The sequence below is a fragment of the Streptomyces mangrovi genome, from assembly GCF_900114215.1.
Taxonomy (GTDB): Bacteria; Actinomycetota; Actinomycetes; order Streptomycetales; family Streptomycetaceae; genus Streptomyces; species Streptomyces barkulensis.
Map to the genome: position 1 here is coordinate 1 of NZ_FOSG01000001.1, position 17,812 is coordinate 17,812.

The 17,812-nt window shown below is 74.3% G+C and carries 14 protein-coding genes; 4 read left to right on the top strand and 10 right to left on the bottom strand.

What is annotated here, in order from left to right; genetic code table 11:
• The 7 genes from BM237_RS00005 to BM237_RS00035 form a co-directional block, all read right to left on the bottom strand.
• Window positions 1–979 (bottom strand): adenosylhomocysteinase (locus tag BM237_RS00005; RefSeq protein ID WP_093846422.1); only part of this gene is annotated, 979 nt, incomplete at its 3' end.
• 426 nt (window positions 980–1,405) lie between these two features.
• Window positions 1,406–2,350, bottom strand: a complete 945-nt coding sequence (locus tag BM237_RS00010) for a cation diffusion facilitator family transporter (protein ID WP_093846425.1) — start codon at window positions 2,348–2,350, stop codon at window positions 1,406–1,408.
• Between the two features lie 90 nt (window positions 2,351–2,440).
• Window positions 2,441–3,649, bottom strand: a complete 1,209-nt coding sequence (manA, locus tag BM237_RS00015) for a mannose-6-phosphate isomerase, class I (RefSeq protein WP_093846427.1) — start codon at window positions 3,647–3,649, stop codon at window positions 2,441–2,443.
• Window positions 3,650–3,751: 102 nt separating this feature from the next.
• A complete protein-coding gene (locus BM237_RS00020; RefSeq protein ID WP_093846429.1) occupies window positions 3,752–4,924 on the bottom strand; it encodes an SIS domain-containing protein in 1,173 nt (390 codons plus the stop codon).
• Between the two features lie 34 nt (window positions 4,925–4,958).
• Entirely contained in the window at window positions 4,959–5,129 is a 171-nt protein-coding gene (locus BM237_RS00025; protein WP_093846431.1) for a Trm112 family protein, read from the bottom strand.
• Between the two features lie 207 nt (window positions 5,130–5,336).
• Window positions 5,337–6,695 (bottom strand): phosphomannomutase/phosphoglucomutase, encoded by a 1,359-nt coding sequence (locus BM237_RS00030; protein ID WP_093846433.1) that lies wholly within the window; start codon window positions 6,693–6,695, stop codon window positions 5,337–5,339.
• A 50-nt stretch (window positions 6,696–6,745) separates the two neighbouring features.
• Complete coding sequence (locus BM237_RS00035) at window positions 6,746–7,141, bottom strand: DUF3499 domain-containing protein (protein WP_237880924.1); 396 nt, start codon at window positions 7,139–7,141, stop codon at window positions 6,746–6,748.
• 452 nt (window positions 7,142–7,593) lie between these two features.
• On the opposite strand from BM237_RS00035, the gene BM237_RS00040 reads away from it, so the two are divergent.
• Entirely contained in the window at window positions 7,594–8,073 is a 480-nt protein-coding gene (locus tag BM237_RS00040) for a metallopeptidase family protein (RefSeq protein ID WP_093847286.1), read from the top strand.
• A 77-nt stretch (window positions 8,074–8,150) separates the two neighbouring features.
• Here the strand turns inward: BM237_RS00040 and BM237_RS00045 are convergent, their stop codons facing one another.
• From BM237_RS00045 to BM237_RS00055, 3 genes are all read right to left on the bottom strand, one after another.
• Window positions 8,151–9,704: a DUF5719 family protein gene (locus BM237_RS00045; protein ID WP_093846437.1), complete on the bottom strand. Its 1,554-nt coding sequence runs from the start codon at window positions 9,702–9,704 to the stop codon at window positions 8,151–8,153.
• Window positions 9,701–13,393: a glycosyltransferase gene (locus BM237_RS00050; protein WP_093846439.1), complete on the bottom strand. Its 3,693-nt coding sequence runs from the start codon at window positions 13,391–13,393 to the stop codon at window positions 9,701–9,703. Before BM237_RS00050 ends, BM237_RS00045 begins: the two co-directional genes overlap by 4 nt.
• A gap of 391 nt (window positions 13,394–13,784) precedes the next feature.
• Window positions 13,785–14,048: a WhiB family transcriptional regulator gene (locus tag BM237_RS00055; RefSeq protein ID WP_003950432.1), complete on the bottom strand. Its 264-nt coding sequence runs from the start codon at window positions 14,046–14,048 to the stop codon at window positions 13,785–13,787.
• Window positions 14,049–14,871: 823 nt separating this feature from the next.
• Here BM237_RS00055 and BM237_RS00065 point away from each other — a divergent pair.
• Genes BM237_RS00065 through BM237_RS00075 form a run of 3 tightly spaced genes read left to right on the top strand, consistent with a single transcriptional unit; the run spans window position 14,872 to window position 17,800 of the window.
• Window positions 14,872–15,405, top strand: coding sequence for a cysteine dioxygenase (locus tag BM237_RS00065; protein ID WP_093846441.1), 534 nt, complete (start codon window positions 14,872–14,874; stop codon window positions 15,403–15,405).
• Between the two features lie 44 nt (window positions 15,406–15,449).
• Window positions 15,450–16,412, top strand: coding sequence for a 2-phospho-L-lactate transferase (cofD, locus tag BM237_RS00070; RefSeq protein WP_093846442.1), 963 nt, complete (start codon window positions 15,450–15,452; stop codon window positions 16,410–16,412).
• Window positions 16,409–17,800, top strand: a complete 1,392-nt coding sequence (locus tag BM237_RS00075; RefSeq protein ID WP_093846444.1) for a coenzyme F420-0:L-glutamate ligase — start codon at window positions 16,409–16,411, stop codon at window positions 17,798–17,800. The genes cofD and BM237_RS00075 overlap by 4 nt, the downstream gene beginning before the upstream one ends.
• Window positions 17,801–17,812 lie beyond the last annotated feature (12 nt).

Below are 17,812 nucleotides of genomic sequence, written 5' to 3' on the forward strand. Positions count from 1 at the left end.
CGTCCATCGCCGCCTGCAGCGCGCAGATCGGATCGATCTCGGTGACGATCACCCGCGCACCCTGCCCGCGCAGCGACTCCGCGCACCCCTTGCCCACGTCCCCGTAGCCGCACACCACCGCCACCTTGCCACCGATCAGGGTGTCGGTGGCCCGGTTGATCCCATCGATCAGCGAGTGCCGGCAGCCGTACTTGTTGTCGAACTTCGACTTCGTCACCGAGTCGTTGACGTTGATCGCCGGGAACAGCAGCACCCCATCACGCCGCATCTCGTACAGCCGGTGCACCCCGGTGGTGGTCTCCTCCGTCACCCCCCGGATCTCCGACGCCAGCGCCGTCCACTTGCCCGGCCGCTCGGCCAGGGTGCGGGCCAGCAGCCCCAGGATGACCGCGTGCTCCTCGGACTCGGCCGTGGAGACGTCCGGCACCGCACCGGCCTTCTCGTACTCCACCCCCTTGTGCACCAGCAGCGTGGCGTCCCCACCGTCGTCCAGGATCATGTTCGGCCCGCCGGTCGGCTCACCCGGCCAGGTCAGCGCCTGCTCGGTGCACCACCAGTACTCCTGGAGCGTCTCCCCCTTCCAGGCGAAGACCGGCACCCCCCGCGGCTCCTCGGGCGTGCCGTCCGGACCGACCGCGACCGCGGCGGCGGCGTGGTCCTGGGTGGAGAAGATGTTGCAGGACGCCCAGCGCACCCGCGCGCCCAGCGCCACCAGCGTCTCGATCAGCACGGCCGTCTGCACCGTCATGTGCAGCGACCCGGTGATCCGCGCCCCGGCCAGCGGCCGGGAAGCGGCGTACTCGCGGCGGATGGCCATCAGACCGGGCATCTCGTGCTCGGCCAGCGTGATCTCCTTGCGGCCGAACGCCGCCAGGGACAGATCCGCCACCTTGAAGTCCCGTGCTGTGCCGGTCGAAACGCCGGTCGAAGTGGCGGTCGCGTCGGTCGATGCGCCGGTGGACGCGTCGGTCGTCGTCATATGAGAGCTGCTCCTCGGAATCGGTCGAGGTGGTACGGCTGGCTGGTCTGCGGCAGCGGACAGGCGCACGGGAGACGGGCACCCCGGCGGTCCGCCGTCATGTGCCGTCGTCACCGTACGCACCATACGAACGTACGTGTCCCCTGGCCGCAGCGCAGTCCGTCGGAGGCCCTCTCTCCCTCGGCCGGCCCGTGCTGGCCGCCCGACCGCCATCAGCAGCGACGTCTGTGCCTTCCCGAGGCTACACGCTCGGTGCGTCGCACGGACGGGACGGGGACGGGGCAGGGACGGGACAGGGTTGTAGGCACCGGGCGGCACCGTGGGATTCCGGCCATGGGAGCGGGGGCGGCCGCGGTACGGCGAGCGGCCCGGGACGAGATCCGTCGTCCCGGGCCGCTCGCCGTACCGGCGTCGCCGTGCCGCCGCTCAGAGCGCCTTGGCGGCGGCGTCCTTCGGCTCGTCCGCCCGGTATATATCCGGCTCCAGGTAGATCACGCGGGCGATCGGGACCGCCGCGCGGATGCGGTGCTCGGCCTCGTCGATCGCGCGGGCGACCTCGGCCGCCGACTCGTGGCTCTCCACCGCGATCTTGGCGGCGACCAGCAGCTCGTCCGGACCGAGGTGGAGCGTGCGCATGTGGATGATCCGGGTGACCCGTTCGCCGTCGACGATCGCCTCGCGGATCTTCCCGAGCGCCTCCGGGTCGGCGGACTCGCCCAGCAGCAGGGACTTGGTCTCCACGGCGAGGACGATCGCGATGACGACGAGCAGCACACCGATGCAGATGGTGCCGATGCCGTCCCAGACCGGGTCGCCGGTCAGGAGCGCCAGGCCGACGCCGGCCAGGGCCAGGATGAGGCCGACCAGGGCGCCGAGGTCCTCCAGGAGCACGACCGGCAGTTCGGGCGCCTTGGCCCGCCGGACGAACGCCGTCCACGACTGCGTGCCGCGGATCTCGTTGGACTCCTTGATCGCGGTCCGGAAGGAGAAGATCTCGGCGATGATCGCGAAGACCAGGACGCCCACCGGCCAGTACCAGTGGGAGAGTTCGTGCGGGTGTCTGATCTTCTCGTAGCCCTCGTAGAGGGCGAAGAGGCCGCCGACCGAGAACAGGACGATGGCCACGAGGAAGGAGTAGATGTAGCGCTCGCGCCCGTATCCGAAGGGGTGCTCCTCGCTCGCCTTCCTCTTCGCCTTCTTGTGGCCGAGCAGCAGCAGTGCCTGATTGCCCGAGTCGGCGACGGAGTGGACGCCCTCGGCGAGCATCGACGAGGAGCCGCTGAAGGCGAACGCCACGAACTTGGCCACGGCGATGGACAGATTGGCGCCCAGCGCGGCGACGATCGCCTTGGTTCCGCCTGATGCACTCATGAAGGTCGGCTCTCCTGGGAAGACGGCAGGGCTTGTTCCCGCGCCCGGGGCCCCCTGGCCTCGCGGTGCGGTGGTGCGGTCACATCGCGGTCATACGGCCACGGTCGCGCGGAAGAGAGTACCGCTGCCGAGGACCGCGACGCGCTCGCCCGCCCGTACGAAGGCCGACCGGCCCCGGGGAAGGGCGAGTTCGCCGCCCGCGCCGCCCGCGGTCACTTCCCGCAGGGTGATCTCCCCTTCCGTGCACAGCAGGATCTGGGGGGTTCGGTCGTCCAGGTCGTGCGGCTCGGAGCCGGGCGCCAGAACGTACCGGGAGAGCCGGAACTCGTCGACGGGCGCCGCGTACACCTCCTCGCCCGCGGACGTGGTGCGCGGCCTCAGCACCTCCGGCTCCATCGGCTCGAAGCGGACGACGCGCAGCAGTTCGGGGACGTCCACGTGCTTGGGGGTCAGACCGCAGCGCAGCACGTTGTCGGAGTTGGCCATCAACTCCACGCCCAGGCCGCCGAGGTAGGCGTGCGGGACGCCGGCGCCGAGGTAGAGGGCTTCGCCCGGCTCCAGGTGCACGACGTTGAGCAGCATCGCGGCCAGGACGCCCGGATCACCGGGGTAGTGGCCGGCGATACCGGCGTAGGCGGCGTACTCCCGGGCGTACGGCCCCTCCCCGGCCGCCAGTCGCCGTGCCGCCGCGGCGGCCGCGGCGACGGTCTCGGCGATCGCCTCCCGGTCGGCGGAGAGCACGGCGGTCAGCACCTCGCTCAGTGCCTCGTCCTCGGGCCGGGCGCGCAGGATGTCCGCGTACGGCTTGAGGCCGCCGACGTCCAGGGCCTCCAGCAGGTCGGCGGCCTGGGCGGGGGCGCGGAAGCCGCACAGGCCGGTGAAGGGCGTGAGGGCGCAGACGAGTTCGGGCTTGTGGTTGGCGTCCTTGTAGTTGCGGTGCGGGGCGTCGGCCGGAATGCCCCGCTCCTCCTCGTCGGCGAAGCCCTCCCTGGCCTGGGCGAGGTCGGGGTGCACCTGGAGGGAGAGCGGGGAGGCGGCCGCCAGCACCTTGAGCAGGAACGGCAGCCGCGGTCCGAACGCCTCGACGACCGCCGGGCCCAGTTCGCCCTCGGGGTCGGCCGCGATCGCCTCCGACAGGGCCGTCCCGCCTCCGCGGTCGATCCTCGACGGCGCGCCGGGGTGGGCTCCCATCCACAGCTCGGCCTGCGGTTCGCCGGTGGGCTCGGTGCCGAGCAGTTCGGGGATGGCGGTGGTGGAGCCCCAGGCGTAGGGGCGCACGGTGTTGGTGAGGAGGTCCATGCGGGATGGTGTCCTTGGGTCCTAGGGTCCTTGGTTCCGGGCCCGGACCTCGTCGTCCGGGCTCCGACGGCTCCGACTGTTCCGGCGGCCCGGGCGTCCCCGTCAGCGCCGCTCGCCGCCGGCGAGCGCGAGGTAGACGGCGGCGAAGTCCACGGTGGCCAGTAGTTCGGCGGTGGCTTCGAGCGGGGTGCTGCCCTCGGCCGGCTCCAGTTCGCTGACCGGGGTGCCGTGCCCGTACGCCAGGTCGCGGGCGGCGACGGCGGCGGAGTGGGCGGCCGGGGGGCCCTCGCGCAGCAGGACGATCCGGGCGCGCATCGCCTCGTGCTCCTCCACTCTGTCCCGGAAGAAGTCGTCGGTGTCCTCCGCGCCCGCGAAGGAGCCGGTCAGCAGAGCGCCGTGTGCGGTGAGCGCCTCCGGAAGGAGGGCGGCCAGCACCGGGCGGCCGGCGAGCGAGGTGAGGGTGGTGGCGAAGTGGCGGGCGGCGGCGGCCGCGACGGTGCCCTCGCTCCACAGCAGCGGCAGCGCGTCGGAGAGCTCCACGGCCAGGGTCTTGGCGGGGTTGCCGTAGGTGGCGGCGGCGGGGCCGCACCGCTCGGCGACCTGATCGAGGCGGTCGGCGAGCGCGGCCAGCCCTTCGGGGCCGGCGGCGGCCAGGCCGAGCCGGTCGGCCAGGGCGAGGAGCGGGGTGAGCAGCGCCCACAGAAGGCCGGGGGCGGCGGGCGGGGCCGGGGCCTGCCGCTCGTAGGCGTCGCGCGGGTCGGGGCCCTCGTAGTGTTCGCCGGGCACCTCGGCCAGCGGTACGGCCAGACCGCGGGCCTGGATGGTCGCCTCGGCCAGCGGGGCGGGGGCGGGGCTGACGGAGACGACGGTGCAGCCCCGGCGGTACGCCTGCTCGGCGAGTGCGGTCAGGCCGCCCTCGTGGCCGTCCGGGGTGGCGAGCAGCAGCAGGTCCAGCGGACCGGCCCAGCCGGGCAGCGTCCAGCGCAGTGCGCCGGGGTCGGGGAGGGAGCCCGCGGGGTGGAGCAGGGTGACGGGTACGGCTCCGTTGCCGAAGGCCGCGAGGAGGTCGGCGACGCAGGCGACGGCCGGTCCGGTGCCCGCGACCAGGATGGCGCGGGGACGGCCGTCGGGACGCAGTTCGGTCAGGCCCGCCTCGGTGGCGTGCCGCAGGGCCGTACGGGCGCGGGCGCCGGAGGCGGCGGCCCCGCGCAGCAGGCCGTGGGTGTCGGCTCCGGCCAGGGCGTCGGGGGCGTCGAGCAGGGTCTCGTCCAGCATGTGCGGCCTCTCCGGTCGCCGGGGGCGGTCGTGCTCAGGCGGGACGGCGTGCCTCGTCGACGAGGAGGACGGGGATGCCGTCCCGGACGGGGTACGCCAGTTCGCACTCGCTGCCCTCGCAGACCAGTTCGTCGCCCTCCTCGTGGAGGGGGGAGTGGCACGCCGGGCAGGCGAGGATCTCCAGGAGACCGGCTTCGAGCGGCATGGGGTGCGTCCCTTCGGGGCGGGTGCTGTGCTGCTTTGTGGTGCTGTCGTGCGGTCAGCGTACCGCCGGGAGACCGCTCTCCGTCGGCGGGTGCCGTGGCGGCGGCCCGTCGGGCCGGGCCGCGGGTCGCCGCCGCGGGCCGCACGGTGGCGCCGGGACCGGTGGCCGGTTCCGGCGCCGCCGTGCGGTGCCCGGCGGCGCCGGCCGTCAGGCGCGGACGATCGCCAGCACCTCGTCGCGGACCCTGGCGGCCGTCTCCGCGTCACGCGCCTCGACGTTCAGGCGCAGCAGCGGCTCGGTGTTGGAGGGACGGAGGTTGAACCACCAGTCCGGCGCCGTGACCGTCAGGCCGTCCAGCTCGTCCAGCGTCAGGTCCTCGCGGCCGGAGTAGGCGGCCTTCACCGCGGCGGCGCGCCCGGCCTGGTCCTCGACGGTGCTGTTGATCTCGCCGGAGGCGGCGTAGCGGTCGTACCGGGCGACCAGTTCCGACAGGGTTCTCCGCTGCCCGCCGAGCGCGGCCAGGACGTGGAGGGCGGCGAGCATGCCGGTGTCGGCGTTCCAGAAGTCGCGGAAGTAGTAGTGCGCCGAGTGCTCTCCGCCGAAGACCGCGCCGGTGCGCGCCATCTCCTCCTTGATGAAGGAGTGGCCCACCCGGGTGCGCACCGGGGCGCCGCCGGCCTCCTTGACGACCTCGGGGACGGACCAGGAGGTGATGCAGTTGTGGATCACGGTGGAGCCGGGGTGCTTGGCCAGCTCGCGCTCCGCGACCAGGGCGGTGATCGCCGACGGGGAGACGGGTTCGCCGCGCTCGTCGACGACGAAGCAGCGGTCGGCGTCGCCGTCGAAGGCCAGGCCGATGTCGGCGCCGGTCTCCCGCACCCGGGCCTGGAGGTCGACGATGTTGGCCGGATCCAACGGGTTGGCCTCGTGGTTGGGGAAGGTGCCGTCGAGTTCGAAGTACATCGCGTCCAGTTCGACGGGCAGGCCGTCGAGGACGGTGGGGACGGTGTGGCCGCCCATGCCGTTGCCCGCGTCGACGACGACCTTCAGCGGGCGGACGGCGGTGAGGTCGACCAGCGAGCGCAGATGGGCGGCGTAGTCGGCCAGCACGTCCCGCTGCGTGATCGTCCCCGGCTTCTCCGCCGGCTCGGGGGCCCCGGCGGCGGCCCACTCCTCCACCAGTGCGCGGATGTCGGCCAGGCCGGTGTCCTGGCCGACGGGAGCGGCGCCGGCCCGGCACATCTTGATGCCGTTGTACCGGGCGGGGTTGTGGCTGGCGGTGAACATCGCGCCGGGCAGGCCGAGCCGGCCGCTGGCGAAGTAGAGCTGGTCGGTGGAGCACAGGCCGATCTCGGTGACGTCGGCGCCGCGGGCGGCCGCTCCCCGGGCGAAGGCCCGCGACAGGCCCGGTGAGGAAGGGCGCATGTCGTGTCCGACCACGATCGCGCTCGCGCCCGTGACCGTCGCGAACGCCGCGCCGAACAGTTCGGCGAGGGGTTCGTCCCACTGGTCGGGCACCACACCACGTACGTCGTACGCCTTCACGATGTGTGACAGGTCAGGCACGGTCCACCCCTTCTGGAGTATCTGGCGACGCCCCAAATGTAACGGGGCGATCAGTTCTCGGGGGACCGCAGTACCCGCAGGTGGCCACGTCGAGCCACCTCCATCAGATCCGTCTCGCGCACACCGCCGGAGCCGGGCTGCTCGGTGGGGGCGGGCTTCCTGCGCTGCGGGGTGCGGGCGGCCTCGCGGACGGCGTTGGCCAGGGCTTCGAGGTCGTCGCCGCTGGGGCGGGCGGGGCCCGCGTCCACGGCGAGGCGGACGACCTCCCAGCCGCGCGGGGCGGTCAGCCGCTCCGAGTGCTCCGAGCACAGGTCGTAGCAGTGGGGCTCGGCATAGGTGGCGAGGGGGCCGAGGACGGCCGTCGAGTCCGCGTAGACGTACGTCAGCGTCGCCACGGCAGGGCGGCCGCACGCGGTGCGCGAACAGCGACGTACAGGGCTCACGATGTTGGACGGTACCGCACTCTTGAGCGGGCCGCGACGACTCTCCGGGAGGTCACCCTGTTGTGTCGTGCCGGCCCACCGGGATCCCGCGGGACGGCGGCGGACCGGCTGACCTGGCACGGGCCGGAAAAGTCCGGTTGGCGGCGGGACGGAAGCCGGACATAGGCACCGTTACCCCTTCGTTCGGATTCCGTCATCGAGGAGCGATCATCGATCGGGGAGTTGTCCGAAACAGGACCGTGGGAAGACCGTGGAAAAACGTGGAGAACAGAACCGGTCGGTCTCCGGCGGCCGGTGGTGAACGCCGTCCCGTGCGCCGGGGGGCGCGGGACGGCGTGCGGACCGTGGGCGACGGCGCGCGGCCGTGCCCGGCGGTGCGGGAGGTGCGTCACGGAAAGTGCGGGGTCGCGCCGTCCCCGCTCCCCGGCGCCCTCCGGACGGCTACTCTCAAGGTGATGAGCAACCCCGTACCGCCCCGCCGGCCCGATCCGCGACCGCGTCGCCGGGATCGCCATGGACGCGGCATGCGCGGCCCCATCGCGCCGCCCCAGGTGCCGCTCGCCATGAGCCGCGCCGACGCCTTCGACGATCTGGTGCGCGACTCCGCCGACCGGCTGGAGAGGCAGTGGCCGCAGCTGTCCGGGGTGGAGTTCGTGGTGCAGGAGGTGCCGCCGGCCGCGCCGGGGGGCGGGAGCGGGCCCGACGGCTGGATCGACGGCTGGCTCGGCGGACCGGACAGCGTGCCGCTCGGCCGGTACGCGGCCGCGCGGGACGGCCGCCCCGACCGCATCGTCGTCTACCGGCGGCCCATCGAGCTGCGCGCCAGGACGCGCGACGACCGGGCGCTGCTCGTCCACGAGGTGGTCGTCGAGCAGGTCGCCGAACTCCTCGGGCTGGCCCCGGAGTCGATCGACCCGCGCTACGGCCAGGACTGAAGGCGGCCGGGAGCGGAACGGGCCCGGGCCGCACCCCCTGAGGGGCGCCACCCGGGCCCTTCTCGCCGTACGCCCGCTCAGTCGACGAGCACCGACAAATCCTGCCCGGCCCGCGGCACCGCCACCGTCCCCCGGTCGTCCGGGAGCGTCTGCACGGTGAACATCGGGATGCCGTCCTCCTCCAGGGACAGCGTCCGGGCCGCGTACACCGTCCCGCCCGACAGCCGTTCGACGGTGAGCGCGTAGCGCCCCTTCCCGCCCTCGGGCCGCAGGTCGTCGACGGCCGTGGTGGTGCCGGCCTTGAGGTCGAACGTCCTGCTGACCGGTTCGCCGCCGCCGCTGCCCGCCGACGCGGTCACCCGCACCTTGGCGGCCTTCTCCGGGGCGACCAGCGACAGGACCGTACCGCCGTCCTCGCCGCTCTTCGCTCCCGCGTCGCCACCGGCCGCGGACGCACGCTCCCGGACGGGCTCGGTGGCGGGGACGAACGCCGTCTCCTGCCGCGCCCCCTCGCCGCGCAGTACGCGCAGCGCCGCCACGACCCGGGCGCCGCCGCCCTCCTCGGCCGGGGAGAGGATCAGCGAACCCGGCTCGCCCCTGGTCACGTCGCCGAGGTCAACGGCGACGGTCGTGCCGCTCCTGACGTGGAGGGTCTCCTGGCCGGCGGGGGTGATGGCGCCGGTGGGGGTGGCCAGCCGCACCTTCAGGTCCACGTCCTTCTCGCCGGGCGCGAAGGCGACCAGACGTACGGCGGTGGCGTCGGCCGGGATGCCCGGCAGGATCAGGGAGCCGCGGGATTCGGCGGAGGCCGGCAGCCAGTCGCCGCCGAGCTTCTCGTCGAGCGACTGCACCTGGGCCCCGATCCGTCCGCTGCGCGCCACCACGTGCAGGACCACGTTGGTGACCGGCTCGCGCGAGAGCGTGGAGAGCAGCACGGGGACCGTGGAGCGGCCGGGGACGTTGAGGCCCTCGCCGCTCTCGGTCTTCACCGAGCCGTCCTTGCCGTACAGCTCCAGGTCGACCACGGCCGGGGCGTCGTCGGGGTTGGTCAGGTGGATGTAGTCGTGGCGCGACTTCGCGGTGCTCGCTCCGGGGAACCAGAACTCGGTGCCGGGCGCGGTGCAGGACACGCCCAGCAGCCCGCGGCCGGTGCCCGCGGTGACGAGGGTGGTCTGCTGGACCGTCCAGCCGGGGGCGAGGCTTCCGTCGGCCGAGCCGGTCAGCGCCGGCGAGCCGCTGCTGTCCGCCTCGGCGGTGACCGGGACTCCGGGCTTCTCCAGGGGGACGACGGGGTCGGGCCCGTCGTCCCCCTTCCCGTCCTTCCCGTCCTTCCCGTCCTCGCCGCCGCGGCCGCCGCCTTCCAGGGTGCTCCCGGCCGGCAGCAGTCCGGCCCCGTTCCCCGCGCTCCTCTTCCGCTCGGTGTCGCCCTTGGGGGTGTAGGCCGTGTACGTGGTCTCGCCCACCTCCGAGGAGGCCGGCTGCGGGCACACCAGTGTGGAGCGTTCCACGGGGAGCCGGGCGGCGGCGGGGCCGGCCGCGGGCTCGCCGGAGGGGGCGGTCAGCGCCGCGAGGCCGGTGACGGCGGCCAGCGCGGCGACCACGCCGATCAGTGAGTGGGCGGTGCGGTTCATGCGCGGTCGCTCCTGTCGCCGTACGTCGTGCCGTCCTGGGCGCCGTGGCCGTACGAGCCGCCGTCGTACGTGTCGCCGTACGCGCCGCCGTGCGAGCCGCCGTCGTACGTGTCGCCGTACGCGCCGCCCTGCGGAGGCCGCCCGCCCTGCACGTACGGGTCGCCCTGGCCGGCGTACTGCTCGTACCGCTGCCCGTCCCAGCCGTCCCAGCCCTGCTGCTGCGCGTACGAGGGCTGGGGCTGCGGGGCCGGCTCGTACTCCGGTCCGGGTGCCGGTTCCGGCTCGGATCCCGGTTCGGCCCCCGGCGGCGGACCGTCCGCCGCCTCCTGCGCCGCGCGCAGCCTGCGGGCCCGCCGGCCCTCGCCCTCCACCGGCTGGGCCGGTACCGTCTCGGCCGCCTCGGGCAGGTCGTCGTCGATCTCCCGGCGACGTCCCGGCAGCGCCATGACCAGCACCACCAGCATCAGGAAGCCCTGCGCCCACACCCATGCGGTGTGCGTCACGGAAGTCTCGTGGACCAGTTCCAGCCGGCCGCCCTGCGCGGGCAGTTCGAATCCCTGCGCCCAGCCGTCCACGGTGACGGGCTTCAGCGGGCGCCCGTCCAGCGTGGCCCGCCAGCCGGGGTCGGCGGTGTCGGCGATCCGCAGCACCCGCCCGGCGGGTCCGGCGGGGACGTCGGTGCGCGCCCGGACCGGCCCGGCCGCGACGGTCACCGCTTCGGCCGCCGCGCCGCCCTTCTCCTTCGGGGGGACGACGGTGATCCGGGCGACCTGGGCGTCCACCCGCCACAGCGCGCTGCCGTCCTCCTGGCTGAGCCGGGACAGCCCCGGGGTCGCGTCCAGCACCGCGCTCATCTCGCGGGGCGCGCCGTCGCGCACCAGGACGTAGCGGACGGCGTAGCCGCTGAGCTGCTCGGCCTGGTCGGCGCCGGAGCCCGCGACCAGATTGGCGACGATCTCGTCCAGCCGCCGGTCGCTCCCGGCCTCGCGGGCCGTGTCACCGTCGCCCAGCCGGGCGCCGGAGCCGCGGACGAGGGTGTACGAGACCCGGGCCGCCGCGGAGGAGGTGCTGTTTCCGGCGTTCCCGGCGCCGGTGTCCCCGTCGAGGACGAGGGTGCGCGGCCGGTCCCGGGTGCCGCTCTCCTCGGCGACGAACGCCGGGACCTGCACCGGGCTGCGCCGCGACAGCGGTCCGTCGGCGCCGGCCGCCATCCAGACTGCGGCGGCCACCAGGGGCGCCACGGCGGCCGCGAGGCCGATCAGGGCCGCGACCGGCTGCCGCCAGCCGAAGCTCTGGGCCGCGACCCGGCCGCGTGCGCCCTCGGCGCCGAGTACGGCCGCGGCCAGCAGGCCCAGGCCGTAGACGAGGGTGGCGGGTCCGGCCCAGCCGGAGCCGCCGGTGAGCGCGGCGAAGAGCAGGCCGGTCAGGGCGGTGGCCCAGGCGGCCAGGATCGCGGTGCGCCGCTCGGAGCGCAGCAGCGCGGCGAGGGCGGCGAGCACGACGCCGGCGAAGAGCATCCCGCCCACCGTCCCGGGCCCGCCGGGGTCGAGGGTCAGCAGTCCGGTGGCGGAGGCGCTGCCCTCGCCGTACGGCAGCCCCGCCTCGCGCAGGAAGGCCGAGGGGCTGGTGAGCAGTTCCAGCGACCACGGCGCCAGCAGCACCATCGGCACCACCAGCAGTACGGCGGCGCGGACCGCGTACGCCCCGGTGTGGGCGCGCTGCCGGGCCCGCAGGGCCAGTAGGGTCAGCGCGAGTACGGCGGCGACCGGCCAGACGACGGGGGTGAAGGCGGTGGTGAGGGTGAGCAGCAGCGTCAGGGCCCACACGGGGCGCCAGCCCGGCCGGCCGTCCCCGGTCGTCCGCAGCCCCGAGGCCGCCACCGCGGCCCGGGCCATCAGCGGCAGGACGATCGCGAGCACGGCGGTGCCGAGCCGGCCGCCCGCCAGGGCGCCGGTGACGGCGGGCAGGAAGGCGTAGGCGACCGCGCCCCAGGCGCGCAGCAGCCGGGAGCCGACCAGCGGCCGGGAGGCGAAGTAGGCGGTGAGTCCGGCCAGCGGCACCGAGCAGACCAGCAGCAGGGTGAGGGTGAACCCGGTGCTGCCGAGGAAGACGGTGGCGAGCGTGGCGAGGACCGCCAGGTACGGCGGTGCGGACTCGGCGGCGCCGGTGCCCACCGGCTGCCAGGTCTCCAGGTGGCGCGACCACAGCTCGGCGGCGGAGCCGGGCGCGGGCAGCAGTGCGCCGCCGGCCAGTGCCCCGCCGCCCAGCAGGTCGCGGCAGGCGGCCAGGGAGGCCAGGAGGAGCACGGCGAAGAGCACGGGCCCCGGCTTGCGGGCGATCCGCTTCAGCCGGGCGAACTGCTCGACCTCCAGGAAGTCGGCGTCGTCGTCGCCGGGCCCGGTCTCGACGGCGCCGTGCCGCGCGCCGGAGGAGGCGTCGGGGTCGGAGCGCCGGGCGAGACTGCCCGCCACCTGCTCGGCTGTGGCGCGTACGGTCGCGCCCGGGGGCGGGAAGAGGGGGCGCAGCTCCGAGTGCGCGACCGCGGGTCTGCCGCGCCTGCGCCGGGCGGCGAGGACGCGTTCGGGGCGCAGGAGGGTGCCCATGAGCCCCCTGAACTCGTCGAGCGCCTGCCCGGGCACCTTGCCGACCAGATAGGCGAGCATCCTCAGCAGGGTGCCGACGACCAGCCGCAGCAGGACCCAGGGCAGCTTTTTCCCGGGAGCGTTGACGAGCAGTGTGTAGACCGCGCCCGCCTTGTCCACGCGGTGCGGGCCGGCGACCGAGCGCCCGACGCAGTCGATGGGCCGCCTCTCCCGGGAGGACGCCTCGGCGTGCCGGACGACGGCGTCGGGCGCGACGAGCACCCGGTACCCGGCGGCCTGGGCCCGCCAGCACAGGTCCACGTCGTCGCGCATCAGCGGCAGGTAGCGGTCGAAGCCGCCGAGCCGCTCGAAGACGTCGCGCCGTATGAGCATGCCGGCGGTGGAGACGGACAGCACCTGCCGCACCTGGTCGTGCTGGCCCTGGTCCTGCTCCCGGCGGTCCAGACCGGTCCAGCGCCGGCCGCTGTCGGCGATGGAGACGCCGACCTCCAGCAACTGCCGGCGGTTGTACCAGCTGCGCAGCTTGGGGCCGACGACGGCGGCCGACTCGTCGGCGTCGGCGACGCGGAGCAGTTCGGCGAGGGCGTCCGGCGCGGGCGCGCAGTCGTCGTGCAGCAGCCACAGCCACTGGACGGGTTCGCCGTAGGGCAGTTCGGGCATGTCGTAGGCGTCGTCGCGCCAGGTCCGGGTGACCGGGTCCCAGCCGCTGGGCCGCTTCAGGTAGGGCAGGTCCTCGGGGCCGAGGACGGGCGCGGTGCGGGCCGCCTCGCCGACCGCCGCGCCGAAGCCGGTGCGGCGGGCGAGGTGCAGTACGCGGTCGGGGCCGAGCGCCTCGGCGACCAGCCGCGCGGAGTCGTCGGCGCTGCCGGTGTCGGCGGCGATCACGTCCTGCACCGGCCGCTCCTGACCGGTGATCGCGGCCAGGGCGTCGGGCAGCCAGCGCTCGCCGTCGTGGGAGACGAGCACGGCGGTGACGACGTGCCGGGGGAACTCCGGCGGCCCGCCGGGGTCGGCCTCGGGCCGTGGTGAGGCGAACGCTGCTGTGGCCGCCTCGTACTGGGCCGCCGGGTGACTGTGCACGGACATCGGGGTAGGGGCCCTCCGGCCGGGGTCCGGGGGTCGCCCCCCGGAAGGCTGCTGCGTCGGACTGCTGGAAGTGTGCTGGACGCGGGTGCCGTGCGCTCGGCGGCCGCGTCGTGGACGGCTCCCCACACTAATGGCTGTACGCGCCCCGGCGTCCGGGGTCCCGGGTACTGGATACCCGCGCAGCGATCCGCCCCCGCGCGGTGCGCGGGGGCGGATCGGGTGCTCTGTGGTCCGTGCGGTGTTCTGTGCCGTTTCGTCCGCCGGTTCCTCGTGTCTCTTCTTCTGCCGCTTCTGCCGCTTCTGCTTCTTCTGCCGCTTCGTCAGGCGGCCGCACGGCCGGGGTGTTGTGCGAACCTTCGCCGGGAGGGCGGGGACGGGCGGTGTCGGTCCGTCAGACGGCGGCCTTCTTCAGGCGGCGGCGCTCACGCTCCGACAGGCCGCCCCAGATGCCGAAGCGCTCGTCGTTGGCGAGGGCGTACTCGAGGCACTCGGAGCGGACCTCGCAGGCGAGGCAGACCTTCTTGGCCTCTCTGGTGGAACCGCCCTTCTCCGGAAAGAAGGACTCGGGGTCGGTCTGGGCGCACAACGCGCGCTCCTGCCAGCCGAGCTCCTCGTCCGCCTCTTCGACCAGCAGTTGTTCGAACAGCTCGGTCATGCGCGCCCCTCGTCTGTCTTTACGTCCCCGTGATGCTGTCGTTATCGATCCCGGCCGAACGACACGAGTGAAATTACAAGTGTGTACATCCACGCGAGTCAAGCCGAGATCTGCTATTGGGTCCGTTATTCACTCTGCGGAACCAAACCCTTGCATTAAGTGTTTAAATCATCACAAACCATGACAGCAGGATCGGACATCTCGCCCAACCGACCCTCCCGTCCGGAAGGACGCGCCCGAGACCGGCCGCGTTGCCCTCCACGCTCCGAAGCGATCTCGATCACACTCTGATCACAGATCCACAACGACGTTTGTACGTGCGGATGTTGCGCCACTTGTCCGCTCCCGGCACGCATAAACCTTTCACCGGCCCCGACAACCGGAAGTGGTGAAACTCGCCTGCCAAACGGGCCGTCCGGTTGACGGCCGGTTGACAGCGGAACGAGGTACCCGTTCTCCTTGGTGTCATGCCAGCGATCCGCTCGTTCAGCCCGGCCCGCCACCGCGGGGCCCTTCGCGCTGCCCGGGCCCGCTGTCGCTGTTGCCTTCGTTGAGGTCCTGGGTCGAGGTTCCGAGGCTCCCCGGGCCCTGAGGTCCCCCGAGTCCTGAGGTCCACCGGTCTCCGGTGCTCTTGAGGCGCACCGAGTCGCCGGGACGGCCGGGACCGCCGGTGGCCGGCCGGTGGCGCGGAAGCACCCTTCCGCCGCGGCCTCCCGCTCTCCTCTCCTCTCTCTCCCTCTCGCCTCCCCTTCCCGGCCCTGGTGCCTCCCCCCGGGCTCCGCTCCTCCCCGCTCCGACCGCGCCCCCAGAGGAACTCTCCACCGTGAACAGTGATGTCGAGATCGCCGGCGACCCGCTCGCCGTCCCCCATCTCCTGCCGCCCGTCCCCGAACACCCCTCCACCGTCGCCGGTTTCGCCGGCCTGGCCCGTACGATCGCCGCCGACCGCACCGCATGGGCCCCGCTGGTGCGGTACGACGCCTCCACCCGCTGGTACCACCGGCTGCGCACCGGGCCCGGCTACGAGGTCTGGCTGCTGAGCTGGGTGCCGGGCCAGGGCAGCGGACCGCACGGCCACGGCCCCTCCTGCGGGGTCCTCACCGTCCTGGACGGCGAACTGACCGAGCGGACCGCGAGCGGGGAGCGCGCGCTGGGCGCCGGCGCGCAGCGGGTGTTCGCGCCCGGTTACGTCCACGAGGTCGTCAACGACGCCCTCGAGCCGGCCGTCAGCCTGCACGTGTACTTCCCCGGCCTCACCGAGATGCCGATGCACGCCCCGCACGCCGTCTCGTGCGCTCCGGCACAGCGGGGCGTCAGCCCGGCAGCGGACGCGCCCCGCAGTCCGCTGCCGGGCTGACGCCCCGGCCGGGCGGGCCGGCTCCGGACTGAGAGACTGTCCGCATGCAGCGCATTGTGGTTCTGGCCGGGGGCATCGGTGGTGCCCGCTTCCTGCGTGGACTGAAGGAGGCCGCACCCGACGCCGAGATCACGGTCGTCGGCAACACCGGCGACGACATCCACCTGTTCGGCCTCAAGGTCTGCCCGGACCTCGACACGGTGATGTACACCCTGGGAGGCGGCATCCACGAGGAGCAGGGCTGGGGCCGCGCGGACGAGACCTTCACCGTGAAGGAGGAGCTGGCGGCGTACGGTGTCGGCCCCGACTGGTTCGGCCTGGGCGACCGCGACTTCGCCACCCACATCGTGCGCACCCAGATGATCGGCGCCGGCTATCCGCTCAGCGCCGTCACCGAGGCGCTGTGCGCGCGCTGGCGTCCGGGGGTGCGGCTGCTGCCGATGACCGACGACCGGGTCGAGACCCATGTGGTGATCGAGGCCGAGGACGGCGGCCGCAAGGCCGTGCACTTCCAGGAGTACTGGGTGCGGCTGCGGGCCTCGGTGCCCGCGCAGGCGGTGCTCCCGGTGGGCGCCGAGCAGGCCAAGCCGGCTCCTGGCGTGCTGGAGGCCCTCGCGGAGGCGGACGTGGTCCTCTTCCCGCCGTCCAACCCGGTGGTCAGCATCGGCACCATCCTCGCCGTGCCCGGCATCCGCGAGGCGATCGCCGACGCCGGGGTGCCGGTGGTGGGCCTGTCCCCCGTCATCGGGGGCGCCCCGGTGCGCGGGATGGCCGACAGGATGCTGGCCGCCATCGGTGTGGAGACCACGGCCGCGGCGGTGGCCGGGCACTACGGGTCCGGGCTGCTGGACGGCTGGCTGGTGGACACCGCCGACTCCGGCGCGGTGCCCGGGGTGGAGGCGGCGGGCATCCGCTGCCGGGCCGTGCCGCTGCTGATGACGGACGTCGGGGCCACCGCCCGGATGGCGCGCGAGGCGCTCGCCCTCGCCGAGGAGGTGCGGATGTGACCGGCGCGGACACTCCCCCGGCGTACCGGGTGTGGGCGCTGCCGGGGATTCCCGAAGTGCGGCCCGGCGACGACCTGGTGAAGCTGATCGCGGACGCGGCCACCGCCCCGGGTCTGCCCGGTCTGGCCCACGGCGACGTGCTGGTGGTGACGTCGAAGATCGTCAGCAAGGCCGAGGGACGGGTGGTCGAGGCCACCGACCGGGAGGCCGCGATCGACGCCGAGACCGTACGGGTGGTCGCCCGGCGCGGTCCGGCGCGGATCGTCGAGAGCCGGCACGGCTTCGTGATGGCGGCCGCCGGGGTGGACGCCTCCAACACCCCGGCCGGGACGGTGCTGCTGCTGCCCGAGGACCCGGACGCCTCCGCGCGCCGGATCCGCGCGGGCCTGCGGGCACTGCTGGGCGTGACGGTCGGGGTCGTGGTCACCGACACCTTCGGGCGGCCGTGGCGCACGGGGCAGACCGATGTCGCGATCGGCGCCGCCGGGGTCCGGGTCCTTCAGGACCTGCGCGGCGGCACCGACATGTACGGCAACCCGCTGGGCGTGACGGTCACGGCCGTCGGCGACGAACTGGCCGGGGCCGGGGAGCTGGTGAAGGGCAAGGCCGACGGACTGCCGGTCGCGGTGGTGCGGGGCCTGCCGCAGCACGTGCTGTGGGACTCCCCCGAGGAGGGGGCCGACGGCGAGGACGAGGGCGAGGAGCACGGGGCGGGCGGGGAGAACGCGGAGACCGGAGCCCGGGCGCTGGTCCGCGCGGCGGCCGACGACATGTTCCGCCTGGGCGTCTCCGAGGCCGTACGGGAGGCGGTGACGCTGCGGCGCACCGTGCGGGAGTTCACCGGCGAGCCGGTGGACGGCGCGGCGGTGCGGCGGGCGGTGGCGGCGGCGGTCACGGCCCCGGCGCCGCACCACACGACACCGTGGCGCTTCGTCCTGCTGGAGTCGGCCGCCTCCCGCACCCGGCTGCTGGACGCCATGCGGGAGGCGTGGATCGCCGATCTGCGCGCCGACGGGAAGGGCGAGGAGAGCGTCGCGAAGCGGGTCCGGCGCGGGGACGTGCTGCGGAACGCGCCGTATCTGGTGGTGCCGTGCCTGGTGACCGAGGGGGCACACGACTATCCGGACGCGCGGCGCTCGGCCGCCGAGCGCGAGATGTTCGTGGTCGCGGCCGGGGCCGGGGTGCAGAACCTGCTGGTCGCCCTGGCGGGCGAGGGGCTGGGGTCGGCGTGGGTGTCGTCCACCATGTTCTGCCGCGACGTGGTGCGCGAGGTGCTGGATCTGCCCGGCGGCTGGGATCCGATGGGCGCGGTGGCCGTGGGCCGTCCCGCCGTCCCGCCGAAGGCGCGCCCGCCGCGACCGGCGGAGGACTTCACCGTCGTCCGCTGACGCGCTGCTTCG

Excerpts from the sequence above, each read along its gene's own strand:
- BM237_RS00025 (WP_093846431.1), bottom strand. The coding sequence starts at position 5,129 with ATGCCGCTCGAAGCCGGTCTCCTGGAGATCCTCGCCTGCCCGGCGTGC.
- BM237_RS00045 (WP_093846437.1), bottom strand. The coding sequence starts at position 9,704 with ATGAACCGCACCGCCCACTCACTGATCGGCGTGGTCGCCGCGCTGGCC.
- BM237_RS00055 (WP_003950432.1), bottom strand. The coding sequence starts at position 14,048 with ATGACCGAGCTGTTCGAACAACTGCTGGTCGAAGAGGCGGACGAGGAG.
- BM237_RS00040 (WP_093847286.1), top strand. The coding sequence starts at position 7,594 with ATGAGCAACCCCGTACCGCCCCGCCGGCCCGATCCGCGACCGCGTCGC.
- BM237_RS00010 (WP_093846425.1), bottom strand. The coding sequence starts at position 2,350 with ATGAGTGCATCAGGCGGAACCAAGGCGATCGTCGCCGCGCTGGGCGCC.
- BM237_RS00050 (WP_093846439.1), bottom strand. The coding sequence starts at position 13,393 with ATGTCCGTGCACAGTCACCCGGCGGCCCAGTACGAGGCGGCCACAGCA.
- cofD (WP_093846442.1), top strand. The coding sequence starts at position 15,450 with ATGCAGCGCATTGTGGTTCTGGCCGGGGGCATCGGTGGTGCCCGCTTC.
- manA (WP_093846427.1), bottom strand. The coding sequence starts at position 3,649 with ATGGACCTCCTCACCAACACCGTGCGCCCCTACGCCTGGGGCTCCACC.
- BM237_RS00020 (WP_093846429.1), bottom strand. The coding sequence starts at position 4,924 with ATGCTGGACGAGACCCTGCTCGACGCCCCCGACGCCCTGGCCGGAGCC.